Raw genomic sequence first — 26,154 nt, 5'->3', positions numbered from 1 at the left:
CGGAATGTTTAAAGTTAAGTCAATTAGCAGATATTTAGGAATTTAGTAGGCATTAAAATTGTAAAAAACAGGATTAATTTCAACGACTTTTTTTTAAAAAGAGATCATTGAAGTTAATCCTATTAAATGTTTAAAAGAATTAAGCTTTAAAAGAGAAAATGATTACAGCCAATGGCGGTAAAGTAATTTCTGCTGAATAGTCTTTACCGTTCCAAGATTCTTTTTTAATTGTAGTTTCTTTTTTGTTTTTAATACCGCTTCCTCCAAATGCTTTAGAATCGCTATTAAAAATTTCAATTAATTTTCCTTTTGCAGTAACCCCTATTTTGTATTTATTTCTAACAGTTGGAGTTAAATTACAAACTACAACTACATTCTCATCATTTTTATATCCTTTTCTAATATATGAAATGACGCAGTTTTCATGGTCGTCATGACTTATCCATTCAAAACCTTCGCCACTAAACCCTTTTTCATACAAGGCTGGTGTGTTTTTATAGATAGCGTTAAGCGATTTGTAATAGTTTAGCATGTCTTGGTGAGGTTTAAATTCCAATAAGTTCCAGTCTAAACTTTCTTGAAAATCCCACTCGTTATACTGTCCAAATTCACTACCCATAAACAATAGTTTTGTTCCAGGATGAGTAAACATATAACCATATAGTAAACGGAGGTTTGCAAAACGTTGCCATTCATCACCTGGCATGCGTCCTAAAATAGAGTTTTTGCCATAAACGACTTCATCATGAGATAATGGTAACATGAAATTTTCAGTAAAGGCATAGGCTAAACTGAAGGTAATTTCATTATGATGATATTTTCTATATACAGGGTCTTTACCAAAATACTCAAGAGTATCGTGCATCCATCCCATCATCCATTTCATTCCAAATCCTAAACCGCCAATAAATGTTGGTTTAGAAACCATGGGAAATGCTGTAGATTCTTCAGCAATTGTTTGTACATCTGGGAATGATGCATAAATTTCTTCATTTAGCTCTTTAAGGAAACTTATTACTGCTAAATTTTCTCTGCCTCCATAAATGTTTGGTTCCCACTCGCCATCTTCTCTTGAATAATCTAAGAATAGCATAGAGGCAACAGCATCTACACGTAACCCGTCAGCATGATATTGATCCATCCAGAAAACAGCGTTACTTATTAAGAACGAGCGTACCTCATTCCGTTCGTAATTAAATATTAAACTTTTCCAATCTTGGTGATAGCCTTTACGCTTGTCTGGGTGTTCGTATAAGTGAGACCCATCAAAAAAACCCAGTCCGTGTGCGTCTTCTGGGAAGTGAGATGGTACCCAATCTAAAATAATTCCTATTCCAGCTTGGTGTAATTTATCAACTAAATATTTAAACTCTTCTGGATATCCAAAACGTGATGTAGGTGCAAAATACCCTGTAACCTGATAACCCCAAGAAGGGTCATAAGGAAATTCCATTATAGGCATTAATTCTACATGAGTGAAATTCATTTCACTTACATATTTTACTAAATCATCAGCTAACTCAAAGTAAGACATAAAACGGTCTTCTTCAATATGTTTTTTCCAAGAACCTAAATGTACTTCGTAAACAGAATAAGGTGCATCAATAGCATTATGCTTTTTACGTACCTTCATCCAGTCTTTATCTTTCCATTTATAATCATCATTCCAAACAATTGATGCTGTTTTAGGATTATGTTCGTAACGGCGCGCATAAGGGTCTGCCTTTTCTGTAATTATACCATCGTTATGGCTTTGAATTTTATATTTATAAACATTCCCTTTTCCTACTAATGGGATAAAACCTTCCCATATACCGCTCTCGTCCCAGCGTACATTTAAAGGATGTTCGTTGTCTTTCCAATAATTAAAATCTCCTATAACAGATACAGCTTTTGCGCTTGGTGCCCAAACTGCAAAATAGGTGCCTTTAATCCCGTTAAGGGTTAGAGGGTGAGATCCAAACTTTTCGTATAAACGAAAATGCTTACCACTTTTAAAAAGATTTATATCGAAGTCGGTAAATAGACTGTGTGCTGTTACGTTCGTCATATATTATATTACAGTACCATTAGAGATAATAGCATCTTTTTTGATAACTACTATGCCGTCTTTTACGGCATAAGTATCCGTTTCTGTATCTTTTAAATTTCCTCCATTAATTCTAACATCGTCACCAATACTACAATTTTTATCTAAGATGGCATTTTTTATAAAGCAACGTGCTCCAATTCCAATAGTAGGGATATTGGAGTTATTAACATCGTCTATATTTTGATAATGGTCATTACCCATCATATAGGTATTTATAATTGTAGATTCGTCTCCAATTCTTGAACGAATTCCAATTACCGATTTTTCAATTTTTGCAGCACTAATTATACAACCTTCTGCAATTACAGTTTTATTAAGTGCGGTACCAGCTATTTTTGTGGTTGGTAACATTCTAGCTCTAGTATAAATACGTTTAGATTTGTCGTATAAATCAAAGTCTGGAATATCGTCTGTTAATCCAATATTAGCTTCAAAAAACGAATCGATATTTCCGATATCTGTCCAATAACCTTCATATTGATAACTTAAAGTTTTATGTTTATCTATGTTTTGAGGAATAATTTCTTTACCAAAATCTATAGTAGATTCATCATTCATTAATTCAATTAATAAATCTCTATTAAAAATATAAATACCCATAGATGCCAAATAATTACGTCCTTGAGCTTTCATATCATCACTAACATCTGAAGTCCAATCGGGTAATAAACTACTATCAGGTTTTTCAATGAAAGAGGTGATTACATTTTTATCATCTGATTTTAAAATACCAAAAGAAGTTGCGTCTTTAGCATTTACAGGAATTGTAGCAATTGATATTTTAGCGCCACTTTCTTCATGTGCTTTAATCATTTCCTCATAATCCATTTGGTATAATTGATCACCAGAAAGTATTAGCGCATACTCAAAATCATGTCTAACAAAATGATGCATACTTTGTCTTACAGCATCGGCAGTTCCTTGAAACCATCCTTTATTGCCAGGAGTTTGTTCTGCGGCAAGAACATCAACAAATGCTGAACTAAAAAAACTAAAGTGATAAGTGTTTTTTATATGTCTATTTAATGATGCTGAATTAAACTGAGTTAACACATACATACGTTTTATATCCGCATTGATACAGTTAGATATTGGAATATCTACCAATCTGTACTTTCCAGCAATTGGTACTGCGGGTTTAGATCTTGACTCTGTTAATGGATATAATCTTGAGCCTTGACCGCCTCCTAATATTATGCTTAAAACCTTGTTGTTAATCATAGTTGGTTAGTTTATTGAGTTATACAAATTGATATATTGTTTTGCTGAAGCATCCCATGAATGGTCTATCTTCATAATTTGTGTTCTAATTTTTTTAAATTCAGGTTGTTTTTCATAAAGCTTTGTGCCTCTTTTAATAGCTGTTGTTATTTCTGTTACAGTAACATTGTCATGACAAATTCCAAAACCATGTTCTTCAGAAATATCAGTAACAGTGTCTTTTAAACCACCAATGCTTCTTACGATAGGAATAGTTCCATAGCGCAAAGCATACATTTGGTTTAAACCACAAGGTTCAACTCGAGAGGGCATTAACAGAAAATCTGCGCCAGAATAGATGATATGTGATAGCTTTTCATCATAGCCAATAAAGGCATTGTATTGCCCCTTAAATTCTTTTTTTAAGGCTTCTAATTTACGCTCAACCTCTTTATTTCCAGAACCAAGAAGGAGTATAGAAATATTTGGATTTTTTAAAGCTATTTTAAAAGCTTCGGGAAATAAATCGGAACCTTTTTCATCAACTAACCTACCAATAAAAGCAAAAAGAGGTTTTTCTATATCTAAATTAAAGGTGTCGCATAATTCTTTTTTGTTAGCCTTTTTTCCAGAAGCAATCGTTTTTTTGCTATAGTTTTTTACTATGTAACTGTCTGTTTCTGGGTTCCAAACGTTGGAGTCTATACCGTTTAAAATACCAGAGCATTTTGAGCTTTCACTGCTTAATAAAGATTCTAATCCGTTAGCAGATGTTTTTAATTCTTCCATATAACTAGGCGATACTGTTGTAACACTCCATGCGCATTTTATTGCAGCTGCTAGCGGGTTTATATTACCACCCCAATCTAATAAACCAACGTTATCAAAATTAAAAGAAGGTATTAAATTTACATTATCATGTGAAAACCATCCTTGATATTGCGCATTATGGATGGTTAAAATATTTGGTATTTTTCTAAAACTTTCATATTTAAAACTTTCTTGTAACATAAAAGGTATAAGCCCTGTATGATGATCATGACAATGAATAATATCGGGGTATTTGTCCCAGCTTAACATCCAGTCTAAAGTTGCTATTTGAAATGCTAAAAAACGTTCGGTATCACTAAATGAGTATACATAATCTTTAAAAAGTAAATTAGGTATATCTACAAAAAAAACGTCAAAATCTAAATTATTTTTTTTAAGCTTTAATATATTGAATTTATAAGTTAAATCGCCTATGCTTAACTCTGATTTAAATACTGAGGTAAAAGTATTTGCCTGAGTAAATTTTACATCATAATAAGGCATAATAACCTGAGAAGATATACTAGAGTTATTTTGATATTTTGGTAATGCACCAACTACATCTGCAAGCCCACCAACCTTAGCGACAGGATAGCATTCTGCACTTATATGAGTAATATTCATTTATAATTTTGTGTTTCTATAAACATACAAAATTATTAGAAACTTTTCTTTCTATAAGATTTTTTTTTGAGGAAAAAAGGCACTTTATAGCATTTGGTTATTATGCGCTCTTGAAATTAACTATTAATAGTTAAATGTTTACTTTTTATTTAAGATAGTTATATAGTGATTTTATAAGTTACTAATCATTCAACTTCAAAACCACCATAAACGGCTGTTGAGGTATTTTTACATTTCCAACTAAGTGCATACTGCTTTTGTTTTTCAAGACATTAATTTTATAATAAAACCATGTTAATTAATCTTATAAGTAGCAAAATATAAGTCTTATTTTGAAGTCTTTTCAATTATAATGTAAGAAAAAATCAGTTTGGTTAAATTTTATTTTAAATTAGTGCCATCTATTAACAAATAACAAAAACTCAATTTATTATGAAAAAAATTATGTTAACACTTGCTGTTGTGTCAGCTATCAGTTTTACAGCATGTTCATCTGATGATGATGATGATAGCGAAAATGGCGGAGGAACTTGTAAAACATGCACTTTAGCTACGATTAGTAGTGAAATTTGTGACAATGGAGACGGAACAATAACTGTAACTACATTAGGTGTACCACAAACAGTAGACTTGGAAGGCGTAACATTCAGTGCTTTTATGTCAGTATATGAAGAGCAGGAAGGAGTTTCTTGTAACTAGAATTTCATGTTCTAATTTTAATTTAGAAAAAATGTGTTAAATTTAATTTGCCACATTTTTTCTTTTTTTAATCATTTAGTTTCAATACCGCCATAAACGCTTGCTGAGGTATTTCTACATTACCAACTTGGCGCATACGTTTTTTACCTTTTTTCTGTTTTTCGAGTAGCTTACGCTTTCGCGAAATGTCGCCTCCATAACATTTAGCAGTAACATCTTTTCGAAGTGCTTTTATAGTTTCTCTAGAAATTATTTTAGCACCAATGGCCGCTTGAACAGGGATATCGAATTGCTGACGCGGAATTAATTCTTTTAACTTTTCGCACATTTTTTTACCTATATTTTGCGCGTTATCGGCATGTATTAAAGCAGATAAAGCGTCAACCGTCTGTGCATTAAGTAAGATGTCTAAACGAACTAATTTTGATACTTTCATTCCAATTGGGTGGTAATCAAAAGAAGCATAACCTTTAGATACTGTTTTTAGCCTATCGTAAAAATCAAATACAATTTCAGCCAAAGGCATTTCAAAAGTTAGTTCAACACGCTCAGTAGTTAAATAAGTTTGATTGGTAATAAGCCCTCGTTTTTCAATACAAAGCGACATTACATTTCCAACAAAATCTGCTTTTGTAATAATGGTTGCTTTAATAAAAGGCTCTTCAACTCTATTAACTGTTGAAGGTTCTGGTAAATCGGAAGGGTTATTTACTATAAAAGCTTCATCTGGGTTTTTATTCGTGTAGGCATGATATGATACGTTAGGTACTGTTGTAATTACAGTCATATCGAACTCTCGCTCTAAACGTTCTTGAATAATTTCCATGTGAAGCATACCCAAAAATCCACAACGAAAACCAAAGCCTAATGCTGCTGAACTTTCTGGGGCAAATACTAACGAAGCATCGTTTAATTGTAGTTTCTCCATAGAGTTACGAAGCTCCTCATAATCTTCAGTGTCAACTGGATAAATACCAGCAAACACCATTGGTTTTACATCTTCAAAACCTTCAACAATATTAGTTGTTGGTTTTGCAAAGTCGGTAATGGTATCGCCTACTTTTACTTCTTTAGCGGTTTTAATACCAGTAATAAGGTAGCCAACATCACCAGCTTTTACACTTTGTTTTGCAACTTGATTTAATTTTAAAGTTCCAACTTCATCAGCGTAATAATCATTATCTGTTGCCACAAACTTTATATGTTGGCCCTTTTTAATTTCACCATTAAACACTCTAAAATAAGTTTCAATACCTCTAAAAGTGTTATAAACCGAATCAAAAATTAAGGCTTGTAGTGGTGCATTTGGGTCACCTTCTGGAGCCGGAACGCGGTCTATAATTGCCTCTAGTATGTTATCAACTCCAAAACCTGTTTTTCCACTTGCGTGAATCACTTCTTCTGGTTTGCAACCTAATAAATCTACAATATCATCTGTAACCTCTTCAGGGTTAGCACTTGGTAAATCTACTTTATTTAAAACAGGAATAATCTCCAAGTCGTTTTCTAGAGCCAAGTATAAATTAGAAATGGTTTGTGCTTGGATGCTTTGTGCAGCATCAACAATTAATAAAGCGCCTTCACATGCGGCTATAGACCGAGATACTTCATAAGAGAAATCAACATGACCAGGAGTATCAATTAGGTTTAAAACATATTTTTCACCATTTAACTCATATTCCATTTGGATGGCGTGCGATTTGATGGTAATGCCACGTTCGCGTTCCAAATCCATACTATCTAATAGTTGTGCTTGTTGTTCTCTAGCTGTTACTGATCCAGTATAATCTAATAAGCGATCCGCAAGTGTACTTTTACCGTGATCTATATGTGCAATGATGCAAAAATTTCTAATGTTCTTCATAGTCAACAATCTTCATAAAAAAGATGCCGCAAAGATATAGGTTTTTAGTTGAGTTTTAAGAGTTAGAGCCCTTAGGTTTTTAAAACCTAACAGGTCTTTGTTATTTTAGCAGAAAAATATTTGTAAAAATGATTAAAACCAAACAGGATTTCATTAATAAAATCCACTTGATTATCTCTGTTTTAATCGTTGTTCCTGTGGCTTTTGTATACGGGTTTAATCCAGATTCGCAATTTGATATTTATTTAAATACTATTGATGAGCACAATTTTTTTAAAGCTATAATGGGTTTGTATTTAGGGTTTTCAATACTTTGGGTTTTAGGAATTTTTAAAGCTAATTATTTAAAACTTGCTTTAATAACAAATCTAATTTTTATGTTGGGGTTAGGTTTCGGGAGGCTATTAAGTTTAGCTGTTGATGGCACGCCAACTTTCGGATATATTTTTGGGACGTTCGCAGAATTATTCTTAGGTTTTTACGGGCTTTGGGTTTTATCCCGCTATCAAAGCACCACAAATTCCTAAACTTACAATAACATAAACAGCAGCAAGAATAAATAATATTTTGGCTGCTTTTTTATTCTTTTTAAGAACTGCAACACCAATTATGGTTAGTATAATGGCAGGGCCAAACATGATAGCTATGATTAAATATAGCAAACCATCTAAATTCATATTCGGACTTAAAAAATGTATCATTTTCAAAAATTTAAAACATTAAACTACCACAAATACCTAAACCAATTATAGCATAAACTGCTGTTATAATTAGTAAGACGTTCGAAACTTTTTTATTTTTTTGTCTTATAGCTATACCAACTATCAAAAGAATTGTTGGAACTCCAAAAGCTAGGAATATTATTAAAATAATATACCAACCTAAAGCAGCATTTTCTACTAATAAACTAATCATGATATCTCATTCCTTAATTCCTCTAAACGCGCTTTTTTATCATCACGATAAAACAAATTCATGGTTTCAAACGGGATAATTTTATTGTCTTTATTTACAATATGCACACACGATTTTTTAATAGCGCGCACATCAAAATTATAAGCATCAATAAATTGCATAATAATAATACGAAATAAATTGTCGTAACCTAAATTTGGAGCATCAATATTTGGCAAGCAGCACATAATGCTTTTTAGGTTTTCTTCAGCAACTTCAACCGAGTTCCCAGTGCTAAAAAGCTCAATCATTTTATCTTGTAACTGCGAATCCTGCTCGTAAATAATGGTGTTTTTACTGTTATCCAATAAATCATTTGGGTTTATATAGCGTGTTAACGGAAACACCTCATTTTCCAATTTTAAGGCATAGCCCATAACTAAAGCATCTGGATTACATGGCACAGGCAGTAAATCATCTGGATTAAAAATATCCGTTTGTTCCATAATTTTCCGGCGTACCTCGGTAAGTGTCATCCTATCTGTTTCCGGATTAAAATTTTCCAAACGTCCTGCAATTTGTGTTGGCTGAAGCGTTACACCACGGATACATTTTTGCTTTAAAGCATAATCAATAATTTTTCCAATCTCATGGTCGTTTAATCCTTTTTGAAGTGTAACAACCAAAGTCGTAGAAAGGTTTACAGCATTCAAATTAGTAATGGCTTGCTCACGAATATGATTTAAATCTGCCCCACGAAGTTCACGCAATACACTATTTTCAAAGGAATCAAATTGTAAATAAATTTCAAAATCTGGAGCGTATGTTTTTAGTCTTTCCGCGAAAGCGATATCCTTAGCAATTTTAATCCCATTTGTATTCAACATTAAATGCCTGATAGGAAGGGATTTCGCATAATCCATAATTTCCCAAAACTGCGGATGAATAGTAGGCTCTCCACCAGAAATTTGCACCACATCAGGTTCCTTTTCATTTCTAACAATAGTGTCTAACATCGCCTTAACCTCCTCCAAAGTTCGGTGTCTTCCGTAGGATGGAGAAGACCCAGCATAACACGTTGGGCAAGTTAAATTACAACGGTCTGTAACCTCCACAACCGTTAAGCAAGAATGTTGCTCATGGTCAGGGCACAATCCACAATCATACGGGCAACCATAGTGCGTTTGTGTATTAAATTTATAGGGTGTTTCGCTTGGTTTATTATAGTTTCTAATGTTTTTATAGTACTCAATATCGTCCGCAATTAACACCTTCGAATTTCCGTGCTCATTACAGCGTTTCAGCATATAAACATTACCATTTTCAAACACAATTTTAGCATCCACACGCTTTAGGCATTCCGGGCACAAGCTTAAAGTAAAATCGTAATACGTATAATTTCTAACAGGCATTTTTTGTTTTTTTAATTATTTGGGCGTTACCACAAGGGTCGGGCTTTCCGTTACAAGTCCTCGCACTTCCTTCGTCAGGCTGTGGGCTATCCACTGCAATCCCTAACGCGGGCATTTTAGCTAGAGTTCAAGTTCCTCAAAGTTTTATAGTAATACAGCCAACAAATTATACATAAAATCTGAATGGTACTCAATCCAAATACATAAAAAACATTCGGTTTTAAAAATTCAATAAAAAATCGAAAACCAAAGTAAAAAATCATAAACCATTTAAACAAGTCTCCACTTTTCAAGTTTTTATTCTTCTTAATATATTTCAATCCAAAAAATAGAAGAATCAAAAATACTAATTCGTATAACGATGTTGGGTGCCGCAAATCCCCATCACCTAAATCCATTCCCATAAAAAAACATGTTTCTTTACCATAAGTAAACTCATTAACTCCAGAAAGAAAACAACCAACTCTACCAATAAAAATCCCTAAAATAATAGGAAACGTAAACAAATCACCCGAAGATTTAGTTTCTCCAATACGTTTTTTAGAAAATTCCACACCCAATAAACCTCCAAATAAACCTCCCATAATGGTTTTTGTATTTAGAAGTTGAATAATATTTTCCTGCGAAAAAGTAATCATAGGGTTTTCTAAAAAACCAATTAATCTAGCACCAATTAAAGCACCCAAAGCAGCACCTAGAATAATAGAAAGTCTATTATTTGAGGAAATAACATCAGAGCTGTGTTTTCGTAAAAAAACGTAATACCTAAACGCCACAAAAAAGGCTAGATATTCTAAAACCAAATGAATATTTATGTTGTAGCCAAAAAGTTGTGGCTCAAAAGGAATTTGCAACGATTGAATTTTTTATAAATATAGATAAAAGATGTAGTTTTGCTCAAAAATTAACGCTTGGTAAAAATAGATAACATAGAGCTTCCAGACTTTCCATTGCTTTTAGCACCAATGGAAGATGTTAGCGACCCACCATTTCGCGCCTTATGCAAGGAGCAAGGTGCCGATGTGGTGTATACCGAGTTTGTATCTAGCGAAGGCTTAATTCGTAACGCTGCAAAAAGCGTTATGAAGCTAGATATTTATGAAAAAGAACGCCCTGTAGGTATTCAAATTTTTGGTGCAAACTTGGATAGTATGTTACAAACCATTGATATTGTAACAGAATCTAAACCCGATATTATTGATATTAATTTTGGTTGCCCCGTAAAAAAAGTAGTGAGCAAAGGTGCTGGTGCTGGTATTTTAAAAGATATCTGTTTAATGGAGCAACTTACTGCCGAAATGGTGAAGCGTACCAACATACCCATTACTGTAAAAACCCGTTTGGGTTGGGACGATAGATCTATAAAAATAGTTGAGGTTGCAGAGCGTTTACAAGATGTGGGCTGTAAAGCCATTGCTATTCATGGGCGTACTAGAGCGCAAATGTATAAAGGTGATGCAGATTGGAAACCTATCGCAGCTGTAAAAAACAATCCACGTATGCACATTCCCGTTTTTGGAAATGGAGACATAACGACTCCTGAGCGTGCTGTGGAAATGAGAGATGAGTACGGGTTAGATGGTGCCATGATTGGACGAGCAAGTATTGGGAATCCATGGTTTTTTAAACAGGTAAAACACTTTTTTGAAACTGGTGAGCATCTAGCTCCTATTTCTCTTGAAGAACGTGTTGAAGCTGCTCGAAGACATTTACAAATGTCTATTGATTGGAAGGGCGAAATTTTAGGCGTTTTTGAAACCCGTCGTCATTATACCAACTACTTTAAAGGCATTCCGCATTTTAAAGAATACCGAATGAAAATGGTAACCTCTGACCATTCTGAGGATGTTTTTGCTGCTTTTGATGAGGTTTTGGAGAAGTTTGCTGGGTATCAGTTTACAAAATAATCTATATATTCTGCACTAAAGATTTTGTAATTCGTACAGAGGCAATTTTCGATGAAAATATACCCAACACAGAAATAGTTAAAAACACTAGTATAAGGTTTTCAAGTTTAATACTCATGGGGTAAGCTAGTGTAGGTGTTATAGGAACTATACCAAACATTTTTTGCAAAGCGACTATTAATAATCCTAAAAATAAGCCAGTTAAGCAACCAATAACTGTTATTACCGAGCCTTGTATGAAGAAAATATTTCGTATATTTTTTATTGAAAATCCAAGATTAAAAAGAGTATTTAAAGATTGTTTTTTTTCTAAAATCATCATAATGATAGATCCAATTACGTTAAAAATTAATAGAGCAGATACTAAGGTTAGTAATAAGTATACCGCCAAATTTTCTGTGTTTAGCATTTTATAAAGGGCATCATTTAGTTGCGCCCTGTTTTTTAGAATAACTTTATTGCCCAAAACAGCTTGAATGTTCGCTATGGCTTGTGTTTCATCAACATCATTTTTAAGTTTAAACTCTATTGATGAGATTTGATTGGCTTTGTAGTTCAACAGGTTTTTTGCTAAATCTATGGGTGCATAAACATAGGAGTCGTTTAACTCTTCGTTAATATAAAATACGCCAACACTTATTGCTTTTACATTGTTAAACGCATTTTTTATAGATGTTATTTGTCCTTTACCAGGTTTAGGAACAGAGATGTTTATGGGTTTTATAAAGTTTAAAACACCTAGCGAAAGACTATTTGAAATGCCCCAGCCCACAACTAACTGGTTGGATTTTTGCTCTAACCAACTTCCATGATCCAAAGTAGAATCAATAGCAACTACGTTTTGAAAATTTTTATCTACTCCTTTTAAAATGGCAAGTGTGTTTTTATCTTCAGAGGCTATAACAATGCGTTCTTCTATAATTTTGGAGTAATAGGCAATATCTTCAAGGTTGTTGAGATTATTGGTTTCGGCATCAGTTAAAATAAATGACTTTCCAATAGCGGTTTCTGCTTTTAAATCTGGGTCGACTTCACTTGAAAACTGTAGTGTAAATTCTTTTAAACCAGCAAAACCAGAAAGTACAATAAATAAAGATGCAGAGCCTAAAATAACACCAATAATAGCAATATAAGTTATAAAATTAATAGCATTGTTGGTGCTCTTTGAGCGTAAGTAACGTTTAGCTATATGAAGAGAAAAGCTCAAATGGTTTTAATGTTTTTTTCTTTTTTCTAATATCGAGGGATCCTTTATTGGGTTTTCTTTCCCTTTTAAAGATTTTTCTATTTGATCAATATACTCCAGAGAATCGTCAATAAAAAACTCTAAATTAGGCATACGGCGTAGTTGGTGTCTGGTACGTCGTGCTAGTTCATGACGAATTGCTGGCGTGTTAGATTTAATGCCTTCTAGTAGTTCTTTAGCTTTATCATTAGGAAAAATGCTTAAATATACTTTTGCAACACCTAAATCTACAGTAACTTTTACTTTACTTACAGAAATTAAAACACCACGCATACCGCCTTGTGTGGCAGCACCTTGAAGTACTTCAACCAAATCCTGTTGTAAAACGGTTCCTATTTTTTTTTGTCTTTGACTTTCCTCTATGTCACTCATTTATAAATACCTATTAAAGGTTTAGACTGCAAAAATAAAGGATATTTAAAGATTATGTTACTTTTAAAGTGATTTTCGTATTTTCATATGGAATTTTAATAATATTAGAACTGTTTTCGCTTTATATATTGGTTAATATTGAATTTATGAATCTGTCGATTTTGCGGAAATTAAAAATTAAAACTTTTGATGAATAAAATTGAACATATAGGTATTGCAGTAAAAAATCTTAAAGATTCGAATGAATTGTTTTCAAAACTTTTTGGAGAACCACATTATAAAACTGAAGAAGTAAAGGGTGAAGGTGTAAACACGTCTTTTTTTAAAGTAGGTGATAATAAAATTGAATTATTAGAAGCCACGAAAAAGAGTAGCCCTATAGCTAAATTTATTGATAAAAAAGGAGAAGGAATACACCACGTAGCCTTTGATGTTGATGATATAGAGTCTGAAATTAAGCGACTTAAAAAAGAAGGTTTTATAGTATTGAATGATAAGCCCAAAAAAGGTGCAGACAATAAGTTGGTTGTTTTTTTGCACCCAAAATCATCAAATGGTGTTTTAATTGAGTTATGCCAAGAGATAAAGGGATAATTTTTCTTGCTAACAATTAAAATAAGTAGTAATATTGCACTCCAATTTCGGTCCTATAGCTCAGTTGGTTAGAGCACCTGACTCATAATCAGGTGGTCCATGGTTCGAGTCCATGTGGGACCACTTCTAGAAATTGTAAAGCCTTTCATTTATTTGAAAGGCTTTTTTTAATATAATTTTTTAAGAAATAAGACGTTTTAGTATAGATTAAAAATGCGTCCATAAATTTTAGTTTTCAATTTAACGGTAATTATGATATATTTGTGCTGTTAATAAAAAGTGAGGGATTACTTTTTCATTTTAATAATATGTTAAAGATGTTGTTAATAAATATTAACAAAAACGCATTTCATCGATGTTTTTGGTGTTTTGTGGATGTTTTTAAGTGCAAAAATGAAAAATTACTTTGTGAACTCTCTTTTTTTTATACATTTGTGATTCAATGACAATACAAAATAAAAGAATTTTTGCCTCAATCTTATTTGTATTAATAAGTTTTGTGTGTGCATCTCAGACACTTACTCCTCCGGTTCCAGGACCGCCGCCAGCACCAGGTTTACCTATTGATGGAGGTGTTCTAGTTGGTATGACTTTCGCTCTGTTTTATGGTGTAAAAAAACTATTGTCTAATAAACTTAGTAAATAAACTACCTGTTTAAGTCAACAAGTTTGGCAACATATTTTCCTAAAACATCAAATTCTAAGTTAACAATAGTGCCAATTTTAAAGGTATTAAAGTTAGTGTGCTTATAAGTGTAAGGGATAATAGCCACACTAAACGTATCTTTTTTAGAATTTACAACAGTTAAACTCGTTCCATTTATAGTAATAGAGCCTTTTTCTATAGTTATATTGTTTAAAGTGCTATCATACTTAAATGTAAATACCCAACTACCGCTTTCTTCTTTGATATTTATACATTTTGCTGTTTGGTCTACATGACCTTGTACAATGTGCCCATCAAGTCTGTCGCCTAACTTCATGGCGCGCTCTAAGTTTACTTTATCATGTACTTGCAAAGTTCCAATACTTGTTTTATCTAAAGTTTCTTTTATTGCGGTTACTGTATAAGTGTCATTATTAATTTCAACTACAGTTAAACAAACGCCATTATGTGCAACACTTTGGTCTATTTTCAATTCAGAAGTTATAGAACTTTTTATTGTTATATGAAGATTATCTAATTCGGTTTTTAAATTTGAAACCACACCAATATTTTCAATAATTCCGGTAAACATAGTATTGTTTGTTTATTTGGTTAAATTTGCGCTAATGAATTTCAAAATTACAAACAAAAGTTGTCTTTTTAATGAAGGAAGAAAAAAATATAATAGTAGGAATATCTATAGGTGACTTAAATGGCATTGGGGGAGAAATTATTTTAAAAACTTTTGAAGACGAAAGGTTTTTAGATTTTTGTACTCCAGTAATTTTTGCTGCTGCAAAAGCGATGACTTTTTTAAAATCGCATTTTAATTCTCAAATTAACTTCAATATTATAGATAACATAACTCAAATAACTCATAATAAAGTTAATGTTTTAAATTGTTGGAATGAGCCTGTACAGATTGAATTTGGTAAAGAAGACCCAAAAATCGGAAACTTTGCAATAAAATCTCTAGAATCTGCAACTAAAGCTTTGAAAAATGGTGATATAAATGTTTTAGTAACTGCACCAATTAATAAGCACAATATACAGTCTGAAGAGTTTAAATTTCCAGGCCATACAGATTATTTAGCGCAAGAGTTAGAAGGTGAAAGTTTAATGTTCATGATTACCGATACGCTTAGGGTTGGTTTGTTTACAGATCATGTGCCGGTTAAAGATGTTTCAACTCATATTACTCCAGAATTAATTGAACAAAAAATAAATACAGTTTACAGTTCTCTTAAAAAAGATTTTAAAATTGAACGCCCAAAAATTGCTGTTTTAGGGATAAATCCACACACAGGAGATAATGGTGTTATTGGTAGTGAAGATGATGATGTACTAAGGCCAACACTCCATAAAATAAAGGAAAGCGGAAAATTAGTTTATGGACCGTATGCTGCAGATAGTTTTTTTGGTTCAAATAATTACAAAAATTTTGATGCTATTATTGCATCATACCACGATCAAGGTTTAATTCCTTTTAAAACACTTTCGTTTGGCCAAGGGGTTAATTATACTGCAGGGTTAAATAAAGTAAGAACCTCGCCAGATCATGGAACTGCTTACGAAATAGCAGGTAAAGGTTTAGCTGATGAAAACTCATTTAAAGAAGCTGTTTTTAGCGCAATTAAAATCTACAAAAACAGAAGGAGTTATGAACAACTTACAGCGAACCCCTTGAAGAAAGCACCTCGAAAAGTGCATCGTTAATTAGTTGATTATAAGTCAAAAACTTAAAAAAAAGAAGCCCTTAAAAACATATTTAAAAAAATGTTGATAACTCGCTTTAGGTAAATAAAAATTTATATATTTGCAGGCTCAAAATAGATGCGATTATGAAGCTACTTAAAGAGTTTACAATCCCATTTGTAGGATTAAAAACAGGGAAACATCGTTTTGAATATAAACTAGAGCAAACGTTCTTTGAACATTTTGAGTATGAAGATTTTAATGATGTAAACATTAATGTGAGTCTTGAATTAGAAAAAAAGACAACATTACTAGAGTTACATTTTAAAATTTCTGGATGGGTTAATGTAAATTGTGATTTAACCAACGAACCTTATAATCAAGCTATAGAAAATGAGTTTGATTTGGTTGTTAATTTTGGTGATGAATACAATGATGAGAATATCGACATTTTAATTATACCTCACGGTACGTATGAAATTAACATTCAGCAGTATATTTACGAATTAACTATACTGGCTGTTCCAATAAAAAGAATACATCCAGGAGTTGAAGATGGTACATTAGATTCAGAAATACTTGAAAAATTAGAAGAATTAAGCCCAAAGCTAAAAGACAAAAAAGACAAAGAAGAGGATATTGATCCTCGTTGGAATACATTAAAGAAATTATTAACGGATAAATAAAAATATAAAATGGCACATCCTAAAAGAAAAATCTCGAAAACAAGAAGAGATAAAAGAAGAACACATTATAAAGCAACTGCGCCACAGATTGCTACATGCCCAACAACAGGTGAACCACACTTGTATCATAGAGCTCATTGGCATGAAGGGAAGTTGTATTACAGAGGTCAAGTATTAATTGACAACTCTGAAGAAGTAGAAAACGTTGCATAAATAATTATGCATGCATATATTAAAACGCTCATTTATGAGCGTTTTTTTTATGAAATACTTTTTCTAATTAACAAAAACACATAATTTGTATATTATTAGACCAAAATTTAGTAGTTTTCCTAAATTATTGGATGTTTTTATCCAATTTTTACGATTTTTGGTCAAACTAACTTAAAAAAGGTATGGGTAAAATCTCAGCAGCCATTACAGCTGTAGGTGCTTATGTGCCAGAATATGTATTAACCAATCAAATTCTTGAAACCATGGTCGATACAAACGATGAATGGATTACCTCAAGAACAGGAATTAAAGAGCGTCGTATTCTTAAAGATGACGGAAAAGGAACATCTTACCTTGCTATAAAGGCAGCACAAGATTTAATAAAGAAAAAAGGGATTAACCCTAAAGATATAGAACTTGTAATTGTTGCAACTGCAACTCCAGATATGAAAGCGGCTTCAACAGCTTCTTTTACAGCTTCTCAGATTGGTGCAACAAACGCTTTTTCATTTGATATGGACGCGGCATGTTCTAGTTTTTTATACGGTATGTCTGTTGCTTCAACTTATATTGAATCTGGGCGCTATAAAAATGTACTTCTTATAGGTGCAGATAAAATGTCTTCTATAATTAATTATAAAGATCGAGCAACCTGTATTATTTTTGGAGATGGTGCTGGTGCTGTATTATTTGAACCTAATGAAGAAAACTTAGGGCTGCAAGATGAATATTTAAGAAGTGATGGTACTGGTAGAGAGTTTCTACAAGCTACTTATGGAGGTTCATCTCATGCATTAACCGCAGAAGCTTTAGAAAAAGGTGGACATTATGCTTTTCAAGAAGGAAGAACCGTATTTAAAAACGCAGTATTTAACATGGCTGATGCCGCAGTTAAAATATTAGAGCGCAATAATTTAACAAAAGACACTATTGATTGGTTGGCTGCGCACCAAGCCAATAAACGTATTATCGATGCTACAGCACAGCGCATAGATTTAGATGAAAATAAAGTGATGATGAATATTCACAAATACGGAAATACTACATCGGCAACTTTACCCCTTCTTATAAATGATTATGAAAAGCAACTTAAAAAAGGAGATAATATAATTTTTGCCGCTTTTGGAGGCGGATTTAATTGGGGAGCCACGTATTTAAAATGGGCTTATAATTCAAAAGACTAACCACTAACTAATTAGTAATACTATGGATGTAAAAGAGATTCAAAACTTAATTAAATTTGTTGCCAAATCGGGAGCAAGTGAGGTTAAACTAGAAATGGATGATTTAAAAATCACAATTAAAACAGGATCAAATTCAGACACTACAATTGTGCATCAAGTTCCTGCTGCTCAAATACCACAACAGGTAGTAGCTGCTCCAACATCAGAACCAGTTGCACCAACACCAGTCGAACCATCAATAAGTTCGGACGATTCAAAATATATTACAATCAAATCACCAATTATTGGTACGTTCTATAGAAAACCAGCACCAGATAAGCCCTTATTTATTGAAGTGGGTCAAACTATTGCAGAGGGTGATGTGCTTTGTGTTATTGAAGCTATGAAACTTTTCAATGAAATTGAATCTGAAGTTTCAGGGAAGATAGTTAAGGTATTAGTTGATGATTCGTCTCCAGTAGAGTTTGATCAACCATTATTTTTAGTAGACCCATCTTAATTTTAGATTATTAGATTTATCGATTACTAGATGCATACTATTCTAATAATCCAAAATAATAGAATAATCCAATAGTCTAATTATCTAATTTAAAAAAGATGTTTAAAAAAATATTAATAGCCAATAGAGGAGAAATAGCACTTCGTGTTATTAGAACCTGTAAAGAAATGGGCATTAAAACAGTAGCAGTTTACTCTACTGCTGATGAGTCTAGTCTGCATGTTAAGTTTGCTGATGAGGCGGTTTGTATAGGACCCGCAGCTAGTAGTGAGTCATACTTGAAAATGTCTAATATTATATCTGCTGCTGAAATTACCAACTCAGATGCAATTCATCCAGGATATGGATTTCTATCAGAAAACGCCAAGTTTTCAAAAATTTGCGAAGAGCACGGAATTAAATTTATCGGTGCATCTCCAGAAATGATTGATAGAATGGGAGATAAAGCAAATGCTAAAGAAACCATGAAAGCTGCTGGTGTACCATGTGTACCAGGTAGTGATGGTATTATTAAGGATTTTGCTGAATGTCAAAAACTAGCAAAACAAACTGGTTATCCAGTTATGCTTAAAGCTTCAGCCGGAGGTGGAGGCAAAGGTATGCGTGGCGTATTCAAACCAGAAGATCTTAAAGATGCTTGGGATTCTGCAAGACAAGAGTCTAAAGCGGCGTTTGGAAATGACGATATGTACATGGAAAAACTTATTGAAGAGCCAAGACATATTGAAATTCAAATAGTTGGCGATTCTAAAGGAAAAGCATGTCATTTATCAGAAAGAGATTGCTCAATCCAACGTCGTCACCAAAAACTTACCGAAGAAGTTCCATCACCATTCATGACGGATAAACTTCGTAAAAAAATGGGTGAAGCTGCTGTTAAAGCCTCAGAATATATAAAATATGAAGGCGCAGGAACGGTGGAATTTTTAGTAGATAAGCATCGTAATTTCTACTTCATGGAAATGAATACACGTATCCAAGTAGAGCACCCAATTACAGAGCAAGTTATTGATTTCGATTTAATTCGCGAACAGATTCTAGTCGCTGCAGGTGTGCCAATTTCAGGTAAAAATTACACACCAAAATTACACTCAATTGAATGTAGAATTAATGCAGAAGACCCGTTTAATGATTTTAGACCGTCACCAGGAATGATTACAACATTACACGCTCCTGGAGGTCATGGTATCCGTTTAGATACGCATGTTTACGCAGGTTACGCCATTCCTCCAAACTACGATTCTATGATAGCAAAGTTAATTACAACGGCGCAAACGAGAGAAGAAGCCATTAATAAAATGAAGCGTGCTTTAGATGAGTTCGTAATAGAAGGCATAAAAACCACAATTCCATTTCACAGGCAACTCATGGAACATCCAGATTATTTATCAGGGAATTATACCACTAAATTCATGGAAGACTTCGTTATTGAAAAACAAGTTGAAGAATAAATACTAAAGACTCCGAAAGCAATTTCGGAGTTTTTTTATGGCGTTACCACAAGGGTCGGGCTTTTATTCATGCATTTCTACTTTAAATTTTTGAATTCATGAACATAAATGTTTCGCTATATCTTTTTTATAACGTCATAGCGAGGACGAAGGTACGTGGCAATCTGCGAAATTTTAGCTCAAAATAAACTAAGTTTTTTCTAAATAAAAAAGGATGCCGCTTCAATCCCTAACGCAGTCCCAAACTTTAATTTAAAATTATAACTTAGCTTCATGAATTTATCATATTGGGAAATAAAATCATGGCTATCAAGCATAGATTTTTGCATTGTTGGTAGTGGTATTGTAGGGCTTAATTGTGCACTTCAATTAAAAGAACAACATCCCAAATCGAAAATTTTAATCCTCGAAAAAGGAACATTACCACAAGGTGCTAGTACAAAAAATGCTGGTTTTGCCTGTTTCGGGAGTTTAAGTGAAATTCTTGATGATTTAAAAACACATGCCGAACAGGATGTTATCGAACTCATTTCAAAACGGGCTAATGGTTTAAAACTATTAAGACAAACCCTTGGAGACAAACAAATTGATTATCAACAATTAGGAGGTTACGAATTGTTTTTAGATTCAGACAAAGCATTATTTGAAAACTGCATATTAAAAAAAGAAGTGATTAATAAATTATTAAAACCCCTTTTTAAGGATAACGTTTTCATTTTAAAGGATAACGTATTCAACTTTAAAGGTATAAATAAACAATACATTTTTAATCAATTCGAAGGTCAGATTGATACAGGAAAAATAATGGAAGCCTTACTTGAAAAAGTGTATTCAAAAGGCATCAAAATATTAAATAATATTCAGGTCGAGAGTTTTTCAGAAGCTAATAACTCAGTAAAAGTAAAAACTAGTCGGTTCGAATTTTCTACTTCAAAATTAATTATTGCTACAAATGGTTTTGCATCACAACTAATTAACCAAAAAGTAAAACCTGCTAGAGCACAAGTATTAATAACCAAACCTATTGATGGTTTACATATAAATGGCACATTTCATTTAGATAGGGGCTATTACTATTTCAGAAATATTAATAATAGAATTCTCCTTGGAGGTGGGCGACACTTAGATTTTAAAGGCGAAGAAACTACAGAATTTAACCAAACAGAATTAATTCAAAACAAGCTAGAAGACTTTTTGAAAAAAATTATTTTACCAGAAACAACTTTTGAAATTGAACATAGGTGGAGTGGGATTATGGGAGTTGGAAATCAGAAAAAAGCAATTGTGAAACAACTAAGTAATAATGTATTTTGTGGTGTTCGCCTTGGCGGTATGGGCATTGCCATAGGGAGTTTGGTTGGAAAAGAATTAGCAAAATTAGTAAAATGAATATAAAAGAAGAGTTATATAATCAATGTCTAGAATTTATTGAAAGCCGTTATCAGACGGTTCAAAATACAATTAAAGAGATTCAAGTATCATTACAATCCGAAACTAAAAGTAGTGCTGGTGATAAGCACGAAACGGGACGTGCTATGTTGCAACTAGAACGTGAAAAAGCAGGAAATCAATTAGTAGAAATTGAAAAAACTAGAGCATTACTATCTAAATTTAATATAGAAAATACTTCCAATACTATTGGATTAGGAAGTGTCGTTTTTACCACAAAGTCCAACTATTTTATTGGTATATCAGCTGGAGAACTGCAGGTTGGTAATAACACATTTTATGCTATTTCCGCAAATACACCAATCGGGCAGCTTCTTCTTGGGAAGGCTATTGGTTCTACAATAAAATTTAGAGAGCAAGTGTTTGAAATTATTAAGACTTTATAATCCTATTTATTCAACAGAAAGGTAAACGAGTGCGCCTTCTTTTAAAGTTTGATGATGCTCAAGAAACACAGGTTTGTCATTTAAAATTGCTTCAATTAAATAATAGTGACCTTTAAAATATGAAGTCTTAACAGTAGCTTTTAAGCTTGAATGTTCAACAACTTTTAACTGATTTGAATAAATTATGTTATCATTTATGATATTAAACTCTCCAAAAAATGATGCTATTAAGGGCGTTTTTGGGTTTTTGTAGAGCGTTTCAGGTAAATCGTTAACTTCAATTTCATTGTTGTTTAAAACAATCATTTTGTCAGCAAAGCCCAAGACATCCTCTTTATCGTGAGTTGCCACAATGCAAGTTATGTTTTTGGCTTTTAAATATCTAAAAACGCTTCTGCGAAGACTTTGTTTTTTAAAATTATCAATATGGCTAAATGGCTCGTCTAGTAAGATAATTTCTGGTTGTTTAGCTAATGCGCGAGCTAAAGCAACACGTTGTTTTTGTCCACCACTTAAGGTTTTAACTTTGATATTTGCGAATTGGGTAAGCTCTACAACTTCAAGTAATTCTGCAGTTCGTTTTTCTTTTTCTTCTAGATAAAAACGAGACAGAAATTTACCTATATTTTCTGCTACAGTTATAAAAGGCATCAAATCAAATTCTTGGGCTACATACTTCATAAAATCGTAGCCAATAACTAAATTGTATTTTGGCCCTAAAATTTCTTCATTGTTCCAAAAGATATGACCATCGTTTAAATCATATTCACCGTATAAAACTTTTAGTAAGGTGCTTTTTCCAGAACCACTTTCTCCAATAATGACAACATGTTCTCCATGTTTAGCCTTAAAAGAGATGTTTTTTAAAACAGCTGTTTTATCGTAAGAAAAAGTAAGATTTTTAACGTTTAACATAGCATTGCAAAAATAGTATAAAAAAAACACGCTTATAGTCTGGAAGCGTGTTTTTGATAAAAAGTATATGGTGTATTACTCTTTTAATTTGTCATTCGCTATACTAGGTAAAACTTCAAACCCCATATTGTATAATGTAAATCCAAAAATATCGGCGTATTGCTGAATAGTTTTATTTACTGGTGTTCCGGCACCATGCCCAGCATCAGTTTCAATTCTTATTAATGTTGGGTTATTTCCTATTTGTTTGCTTTGTAATTCGGCAGCAAATTTAAAGCTGTGAGCAGGTACAACACGGTCGTCATGATCGCCAGTAGTTATTAACGTTGCAGGGTATACAACCCCAGTTTCAATATTGTGCAGAGGTGAATACCCTTTTAAATATTCAAACATTTCTTTATTGTCTTCAGCTGTTCCATAATCATATGCCCAACCTGCTCCTGCAGTAAAGGTATGATAACGTAGCATATCTAAAACACCAACAGCTGGTAATACGACTTTGGCTAAATTTGGACGTTGCGTCATTGTTGCTCCTACTAATAAGCCACCATTTGAGCCACCTCTTAATGCTAAATATTCTGAGGATGTATATTTTTTTTCAAATAAATATTCCGTTGCAGCTATAAAATCGTCGAATACATTTTGCTTTTTTAGTTTAGTACCTGCGTCGTGCCAGGCTTTGCCGTACTCGCCTCCACCACGGAGATTTGGAACAGCTAGAATACCACCTTGTTCCATCCAAATGGCATTAGTAATACTAAAGTTAGGTGTTAAACTTATATTGAATCCACCATAACCATAAAGAATTGTTGGGTTTTTGCTATTTAATTCTAACCCTTTTTTATGTGTAATTATCATTGGGATTTTCGTACCGTCTTTTGACGTATAAAAAACTTGATTGCTTTCATAATCTTCTGGGTTGAAATCGATATTAGGTTTACTATATAATTGAGAAGAGCCGTTTTTAATATTATATTTGAATATGTTTCCTGGAGTTTTATAGTTTGTAAAAGAATAGTATAGTTCTGTTTCTACTTTTTTAGTAGTAAAGCCACCTGCGCTGCCAGTACCTGGCAATTTTATTTCTCTAATTAATTTACCAGTATAATCATATTGTAAAATCTTAGAAACAGCATCAACCATATATTCCGTAAAGAAATAACCTCCACCTGTAGAAGGATTTAAAACGTTTTCTGTTTCTGGAATAAAATCTACCCAATTATCTGGAGTTGGATTTGAGGCATCAACGGTAACTATTTTTTTATTTGGTGCATTCAAATTTGTAACAAGATATAGCTTGCTTCTTTCGTTTTCAATAATATAAGTATCACTTTCTGTATGATTAAGAATGCTAACTAATTTACTTTTTGGTTTAGATAAATCTTTTATAAATAACTTATTCCCAGAAGTTGAAATCCTAGGTGAAATTATTAAGTAACGATTGTCTTCGGTTACCGTTGCGTAGATATAACGGTGTTTTTCAGCGAGCGAGCCACCGTAAACTAGATGGTCTTCTTTTTGTGATGTTCCTAGTTTATGATAGTAAACTTTATGTTGATCTGTTTTAGAAGATAGTTCGCTCCCCTTGGGTTTATCATAACTTGAATAATAAAAGCCTTCGTTTTTATACCAAGACATACCGCTAAATTTAATATCAACAAGTGTATCTTCAATAATTTCTTTGCTTTCGGTATCCATAATCAAAATCTTTCTCCAATCACTTCCTCCTTCAGAAATGGAATAGGCTAGTTTACTGCCATCTTTTGAAAAACTTATACCGCCCAGAGATATTGTACCATCTTCACTAAAAGTATTTGGGTCTAAAAATAGAGTTGCTGTAGTTGGGTCTTTACCTGTATTGTGACGATAAATAACATATTGGTTTTGAAGTCCATCATTTTTATAATAATAGGTGTATTCACCTTCTTTAAAAGGTGCTCCTATTTTTTCGTAATTCCATAATTTAGTAAGTCTTTCTTTTAGTGCTTCGCGGTATGAAATATTGTCTAAATAACTAAAGGTAGTTCTGTTTTGAGCTTTAACCCAAGCTTTTGTATCCTCACTTCTATCATCTTCTAACCATCTGTAAGGGTCTTTAACTTTTACATTAAAATAGGTGTCTACAGTATCTACAGTTTTGGTTTTTGGATAATTCACAGCAATTTTATTTTTTAGAAACTCTACTTAATCTTTCAAAAATAAAAAAAGCCTCTGTAAATCAGAGGCTTTAAGATATGTTTAGTAAAGAATTATTAAACTAATTTATGCTCAATTAAATATTCTGCTATTTGAACAGTGTTAGTTGCAGCTCCTTTACGAAGGTTGTCGGCAACAATCCACATATTTAAAGTATTTGGTTGTGTTTCATCTCTACGAATTCGACCTACAAAAACCTCATCTTTTTCATGTGCAAAAATAGGCATTGGATAGGTGTTAGTGTTTATATTATCTTGAACAACAACACCAGGAGTTTCACTTAATAATTGACGAACATCAGCCAAATCAAAATCGTTTTCAAATTCAACATTTACAGATTCTGAATGTCCACCTGCAGTAGGAATTCTAACAGCTGTTGCAGACACAGAAAATGTTCTGTCGTTCATTATTTTTTGAGGTTCTCTGGCTAATTTCATTTCCTCTTTAGTATATCCGTTGTCTTCAAAAACATCACAATGCGGTAATGCATTTCTTCCAATAGGATAAGGGTAAGCCATTTCACCTTCAACACCTGCAATTTCATTTTCTAATTGGCGAACTGCTTTAACACCAGTACCAGAAACAGATTGATAAGTTGAAACAACAACACGTTTCATTTTATATTTTTTATGAAGTGGATTTAAAGCCATAACTAATTGAATTGTAGAACAATTCGGGTTAGCTATAATTTTATCTGCTTTAGTTAATTCGTTGGCATTTATTTCTGGAACCACTAATTTTTTAGTTGGATCCATTCTCCAAGCTGAAGAATTATCAACTACAGTTGTACCAACTTCTGCAAATTTTGGAGCCCATTCTAATGAGGTATCTCCACCAGCAGAAAATAAAGCGATATCTGGTTTCATAGAAACAGCAGTTTCTAAAACAACAACTTTATAATCTTTGCCTTTGTATGTTATTGTTTTTCCTAAAGAACGTTCAGATGCAACAGGGATTAATTCTGTTACAGGAAAATTACGTTCTGCAAGAACTTTTAACATCACTTCGCCAACCATTCCAGTGGCACCGACAACAGCTACTTTCATTTTTTTAAATTTTAATAAATTTTGTGTGGCAAAATTAAGTATTAATTCTATTTTAGAATCTAAAAAAAGCCCTC

Annotated in this window: 27 protein-coding genes and 1 tRNA gene; 14 read left to right on the top strand and 14 right to left on the bottom strand. The window is 32.8% G+C overall.

The window, feature by feature from the left end; all coding sequences use genetic code 11:
• Positions 1-139 precede the first annotated feature (139 nt).
• Genes glgB through Q0870_RS01590 form a run of 3 tightly spaced genes read right to left on the bottom strand, consistent with a single transcriptional unit; the run spans position 140 to position 4,726 of the window.
• The gene (gene glgB / locus Q0870_RS01600) at positions 140-2,050 is read right to left on the bottom strand and encodes a 1,4-alpha-glucan branching protein GlgB (protein WP_298550431.1); all 1,911 of its coding nucleotides are present in this window, start codon (positions 2,048-2,050) and stop codon (positions 140-142) included.
• Between the two features lie 3 nt (positions 2,051-2,053).
• On the bottom strand, positions 2,054-3,313 hold the full coding sequence (locus tag Q0870_RS01595) for a glucose-1-phosphate adenylyltransferase (protein ID WP_298550429.1): 1,260 nt from the start codon (positions 3,311-3,313) through the stop codon (positions 2,054-2,056).
• Positions 3,314-3,319: 6 nt separating this feature from the next.
• On the bottom strand, positions 3,320-4,726 hold the full coding sequence (locus tag Q0870_RS01590; protein ID WP_298550428.1) for a glycogen/starch synthase: 1,407 nt from the start codon (positions 4,724-4,726) through the stop codon (positions 3,320-3,322).
• Positions 4,727-5,158: 432 nt separating this feature from the next.
• On the opposite strand from Q0870_RS01590, the gene Q0870_RS01585 reads away from it, so the two are divergent.
• Positions 5,159-5,425, top strand: a complete 267-nt coding sequence (locus tag Q0870_RS01585; RefSeq protein WP_298550427.1) for a hypothetical protein — start codon at positions 5,159-5,161, stop codon at positions 5,423-5,425.
• Positions 5,426-5,492: 67 nt separating this feature from the next.
• Here Q0870_RS01585 and lepA read toward each other — a convergent pair whose 3' ends face one another.
• Positions 5,493-7,289, bottom strand: coding sequence for a translation elongation factor 4 (gene lepA / locus Q0870_RS01580; protein WP_298550426.1), 1,797 nt, complete (start codon positions 7,287-7,289; stop codon positions 5,493-5,495).
• Positions 7,290-7,417: 128 nt separating this feature from the next.
• Between lepA and Q0870_RS01575 the strand changes: the two genes are divergently transcribed.
• Positions 7,418-7,816, top strand: a complete 399-nt coding sequence (locus Q0870_RS01575; RefSeq protein ID WP_298550424.1) for a DUF4345 domain-containing protein — start codon at positions 7,418-7,420, stop codon at positions 7,814-7,816.
• Here Q0870_RS01575 and Q0870_RS01570 read toward each other — a convergent pair.
• From Q0870_RS01570 to Q0870_RS01555, 4 genes are all read right to left on the bottom strand, one after another.
• A complete protein-coding gene (locus tag Q0870_RS01570) occupies positions 7,784-7,990 on the bottom strand; it encodes a hypothetical protein (protein WP_298550422.1) in 207 nt (68 codons plus the stop codon). The two genes, Q0870_RS01575 and Q0870_RS01570, sit on opposite strands and share 33 nt — an antisense overlap.
• A 10-nt stretch (positions 7,991-8,000) precedes the next feature.
• Positions 8,001-8,204 carry a hypothetical protein gene (locus Q0870_RS01565; RefSeq protein ID WP_298550420.1) on the bottom strand — a complete coding sequence of 68 codons (204 nt, stop codon included), beginning with the start codon at positions 8,202-8,204 and terminating at the stop codon, positions 8,001-8,003.
• The gene (locus Q0870_RS01560) at positions 8,201-9,595 is read right to left on the bottom strand and encodes a radical SAM protein (RefSeq protein ID WP_298550419.1); all 1,395 of its coding nucleotides are present in this window, start codon (positions 9,593-9,595) and stop codon (positions 8,201-8,203) included. The genes Q0870_RS01565 and Q0870_RS01560 overlap by 4 nt, the downstream gene beginning before the upstream one ends.
• 116 nt (positions 9,596-9,711) lie before the next feature.
• A complete protein-coding gene (locus Q0870_RS01555; protein WP_298550418.1) occupies positions 9,712-10,449 on the bottom strand; it encodes a prolipoprotein diacylglyceryl transferase family protein in 738 nt (245 codons plus the stop codon).
• Positions 10,450-10,506: 57 nt separating this feature from the next.
• Here Q0870_RS01555 and dusB point away from each other — a divergent pair, with 57 nt between their 5' ends.
• Positions 10,507-11,502: a tRNA dihydrouridine synthase DusB gene (gene dusB, locus Q0870_RS01550; protein ID WP_298550417.1), complete on the top strand. Its 996-nt coding sequence runs from the start codon at positions 10,507-10,509 to the stop codon at positions 11,500-11,502.
• A gap of 1 nt (position 11,503) precedes the next feature.
• On the opposite strand, the gene Q0870_RS01545 is transcribed toward dusB, so the two are convergent.
• Together Q0870_RS01545 and rbfA are read right to left on the bottom strand one after the other, a co-directional pair.
• Positions 11,504-12,709 (bottom strand): FtsX-like permease family protein, encoded by a 1,206-nt coding sequence (locus tag Q0870_RS01545; RefSeq protein WP_298550415.1) that lies wholly within the window; start codon positions 12,707-12,709, stop codon positions 11,504-11,506.
• A 6-nt stretch (positions 12,710-12,715) separates the two neighbouring features.
• The gene (gene rbfA / locus Q0870_RS01540) at positions 12,716-13,120 is read right to left on the bottom strand and encodes a 30S ribosome-binding factor RbfA (RefSeq protein WP_298550413.1); all 405 of its coding nucleotides are present in this window, start codon (positions 13,118-13,120) and stop codon (positions 12,716-12,718) included.
• A gap of 189 nt (positions 13,121-13,309) precedes the next feature.
• Here rbfA and mce point away from each other — a divergent pair, with 189 nt between their 5' ends.
• The 3 genes from mce to Q0870_RS01525 all read left to right on the top strand — a co-directional run bounded on the left by mce (position 13,310) and on the right by Q0870_RS01525 (position 14,360).
• Positions 13,310-13,714, top strand: a complete 405-nt coding sequence (gene mce / locus Q0870_RS01535) for a methylmalonyl-CoA epimerase (protein WP_298550412.1) — start codon at positions 13,310-13,312, stop codon at positions 13,712-13,714.
• 49 nt (positions 13,715-13,763) lie between these two features.
• Positions 13,764-13,837 (top strand) — tRNA-Ile (locus Q0870_RS01530).
• Between the two features lie 319 nt (positions 13,838-14,156).
• The gene (locus Q0870_RS01525; RefSeq protein WP_298550411.1) at positions 14,157-14,360 is read left to right on the top strand and encodes a PID-CTERM protein-sorting domain-containing protein; all 204 of its coding nucleotides are present in this window, start codon (positions 14,157-14,159) and stop codon (positions 14,358-14,360) included.
• Position 14,361: 1 nt separating this feature from the next.
• Here Q0870_RS01525 and Q0870_RS01520 read toward each other — a convergent pair whose 3' ends face one another.
• A complete protein-coding gene (locus Q0870_RS01520; protein ID WP_298550410.1) occupies positions 14,362-14,952 on the bottom strand; it encodes a riboflavin synthase in 591 nt (196 codons plus the stop codon).
• Between the two features lie 71 nt (positions 14,953-15,023).
• Here Q0870_RS01520 and pdxA point away from each other — a divergent pair, with 71 nt between their 5' ends.
• The 8 genes from pdxA to Q0870_RS01480 all read left to right on the top strand — a co-directional run bounded on the left by pdxA (position 15,024) and on the right by Q0870_RS01480 (position 21,923).
• The gene (gene pdxA / locus Q0870_RS01515) at positions 15,024-16,076 is read left to right on the top strand and encodes a 4-hydroxythreonine-4-phosphate dehydrogenase PdxA (protein WP_298550408.1); all 1,053 of its coding nucleotides are present in this window, start codon (positions 15,024-15,026) and stop codon (positions 16,074-16,076) included.
• Positions 16,077-16,201: 125 nt separating this feature from the next.
• Complete coding sequence (locus Q0870_RS01510) at positions 16,202-16,741, top strand: DUF177 domain-containing protein (protein ID WP_298550406.1); 540 nt, start codon at positions 16,202-16,204, stop codon at positions 16,739-16,741.
• A 9-nt stretch (positions 16,742-16,750) separates the two neighbouring features.
• A complete protein-coding gene (gene rpmF, locus Q0870_RS01505; protein WP_298550404.1) occupies positions 16,751-16,954 on the top strand; it encodes a 50S ribosomal protein L32 in 204 nt (67 codons plus the stop codon).
• A gap of 182 nt (positions 16,955-17,136) precedes the next feature.
• The gene (locus Q0870_RS01500) at positions 17,137-18,138 is read left to right on the top strand and encodes a beta-ketoacyl-ACP synthase III (protein ID WP_298550402.1); all 1,002 of its coding nucleotides are present in this window, start codon (positions 17,137-17,139) and stop codon (positions 18,136-18,138) included.
• 22 nt (positions 18,139-18,160) lie between these two features.
• Positions 18,161-18,637 (top strand): acetyl-CoA carboxylase biotin carboxyl carrier protein, encoded by a 477-nt coding sequence (gene accB, locus Q0870_RS01495; RefSeq protein WP_298550401.1) that lies wholly within the window; start codon positions 18,161-18,163, stop codon positions 18,635-18,637.
• 98 nt (positions 18,638-18,735) lie between these two features.
• Positions 18,736-20,088 (top strand): acetyl-CoA carboxylase biotin carboxylase subunit, encoded by a 1,353-nt coding sequence (gene accC, locus Q0870_RS01490; protein WP_298550399.1) that lies wholly within the window; start codon positions 18,736-18,738, stop codon positions 20,086-20,088.
• A gap of 273 nt (positions 20,089-20,361) precedes the next feature.
• Positions 20,362-21,477, top strand: a complete 1,116-nt coding sequence (locus Q0870_RS01485; RefSeq protein ID WP_298550398.1) for an FAD-dependent oxidoreductase — start codon at positions 20,362-20,364, stop codon at positions 21,475-21,477.
• A complete protein-coding gene (locus Q0870_RS01480) occupies positions 21,474-21,923 on the top strand; it encodes a 3-oxoacyl-ACP synthase (RefSeq protein WP_298550396.1) in 450 nt (149 codons plus the stop codon). The genes Q0870_RS01485 and Q0870_RS01480 overlap by 4 nt, the downstream gene beginning before the upstream one ends.
• 6 nt (positions 21,924-21,929) lie before the next feature.
• Here the strand turns inward: Q0870_RS01480 and Q0870_RS01475 are convergent, their stop codons facing one another.
• From Q0870_RS01475 to Q0870_RS01465, 3 genes are all read right to left on the bottom strand, one after another.
• A complete protein-coding gene (locus tag Q0870_RS01475) occupies positions 21,930-22,838 on the bottom strand; it encodes an ABC transporter ATP-binding protein (protein ID WP_298550394.1) in 909 nt (302 codons plus the stop codon).
• A gap of 75 nt (positions 22,839-22,913) precedes the next feature.
• The gene (locus tag Q0870_RS01470; RefSeq protein WP_298550392.1) at positions 22,914-24,995 is read right to left on the bottom strand and encodes a prolyl oligopeptidase family serine peptidase; all 2,082 of its coding nucleotides are present in this window, start codon (positions 24,993-24,995) and stop codon (positions 22,914-22,916) included.
• Positions 24,996-25,090: 95 nt separating this feature from the next.
• Complete coding sequence (locus Q0870_RS01465; protein WP_298550390.1) at positions 25,091-26,080, bottom strand: aspartate-semialdehyde dehydrogenase; 990 nt, start codon at positions 26,078-26,080, stop codon at positions 25,091-25,093.
• Positions 26,081-26,154 lie beyond the last annotated feature (74 nt).

This window comes from uncultured Algibacter sp. (assembly GCF_947487575.1).
GTDB lineage: Bacteria > Bacteroidota > Bacteroidia > Flavobacteriales > Flavobacteriaceae > Algibacter_B.
The sequence above is the reverse complement of the archived record's forward strand: the minus strand, read 5'-3'. Positions and strand labels throughout refer to the sequence as shown.

Excerpts from the sequence above, each read along its gene's own strand:
- glgB (WP_298550431.1), bottom strand. The coding sequence starts at position 2,050 with ATGACGAACGTAACAGCACACAGTCTATTTACCGACTTCGATATAAAT.
- Q0870_RS01595 (WP_298550429.1), bottom strand. The coding sequence starts at position 3,313 with ATGATTAACAACAAGGTTTTAAGCATAATATTAGGAGGCGGTCAAGGC.
- Q0870_RS01590 (WP_298550428.1), bottom strand. The coding sequence starts at position 4,726 with ATGAATATTACTCATATAAGTGCAGAATGCTATCCTGTCGCTAAGGTT.
- Q0870_RS01585 (WP_298550427.1), top strand. The coding sequence starts at position 5,159 with ATGAAAAAAATTATGTTAACACTTGCTGTTGTGTCAGCTATCAGTTTT.
- lepA (WP_298550426.1), bottom strand. The coding sequence starts at position 7,289 with ATGAAGAACATTAGAAATTTTTGCATCATTGCACATATAGATCACGGT.
- Q0870_RS01575 (WP_298550424.1), top strand. The coding sequence starts at position 7,418 with ATGATTAAAACCAAACAGGATTTCATTAATAAAATCCACTTGATTATC.
- Q0870_RS01570 (WP_298550422.1), bottom strand. The coding sequence starts at position 7,990 with ATGATACATTTTTTAAGTCCGAATATGAATTTAGATGGTTTGCTATAT.
- Q0870_RS01565 (WP_298550420.1), bottom strand. The coding sequence starts at position 8,204 with ATGATTAGTTTATTAGTAGAAAATGCTGCTTTAGGTTGGTATATTATT.
- Q0870_RS01560 (WP_298550419.1), bottom strand. The coding sequence starts at position 9,595 with ATGCCTGTTAGAAATTATACGTATTACGATTTTACTTTAAGCTTGTGC.
- rbfA (WP_298550413.1), bottom strand. The coding sequence starts at position 13,120 with ATGAGTGACATAGAGGAAAGTCAAAGACAAAAAAAAATAGGAACCGTT.
- mce (WP_298550412.1), top strand. The coding sequence starts at position 13,310 with ATGAATAAAATTGAACATATAGGTATTGCAGTAAAAAATCTTAAAGAT.
- Q0870_RS01525 (WP_298550411.1), top strand. The coding sequence starts at position 14,157 with ATGACAATACAAAATAAAAGAATTTTTGCCTCAATCTTATTTGTATTA.
- Q0870_RS01520 (WP_298550410.1), bottom strand. The coding sequence starts at position 14,952 with ATGTTTACCGGAATTATTGAAAATATTGGTGTGGTTTCAAATTTAAAA.
- pdxA (WP_298550408.1), top strand. The coding sequence starts at position 15,024 with ATGAAGGAAGAAAAAAATATAATAGTAGGAATATCTATAGGTGACTTA.
- Q0870_RS01510 (WP_298550406.1), top strand. The coding sequence starts at position 16,202 with ATGAAGCTACTTAAAGAGTTTACAATCCCATTTGTAGGATTAAAAACA.
- rpmF (WP_298550404.1), top strand. The coding sequence starts at position 16,751 with ATGGCACATCCTAAAAGAAAAATCTCGAAAACAAGAAGAGATAAAAGA.
- Q0870_RS01500 (WP_298550402.1), top strand. The coding sequence starts at position 17,137 with ATGGGTAAAATCTCAGCAGCCATTACAGCTGTAGGTGCTTATGTGCCA.
- accB (WP_298550401.1), top strand. The coding sequence starts at position 18,161 with ATGGATGTAAAAGAGATTCAAAACTTAATTAAATTTGTTGCCAAATCG.
- accC (WP_298550399.1), top strand. The coding sequence starts at position 18,736 with ATGTTTAAAAAAATATTAATAGCCAATAGAGGAGAAATAGCACTTCGT.
- Q0870_RS01485 (WP_298550398.1), top strand. The coding sequence starts at position 20,362 with ATGAATTTATCATATTGGGAAATAAAATCATGGCTATCAAGCATAGAT.
- Q0870_RS01480 (WP_298550396.1), top strand. The coding sequence starts at position 21,474 with ATGAATATAAAAGAAGAGTTATATAATCAATGTCTAGAATTTATTGAA.
- Q0870_RS01475 (WP_298550394.1), bottom strand. The coding sequence starts at position 22,838 with ATGTTAAACGTTAAAAATCTTACTTTTTCTTACGATAAAACAGCTGTT.
- Q0870_RS01465 (WP_298550390.1), bottom strand. The coding sequence starts at position 26,080 with ATGAAAGTAGCTGTTGTCGGTGCCACTGGAATGGTTGGCGAAGTGATG.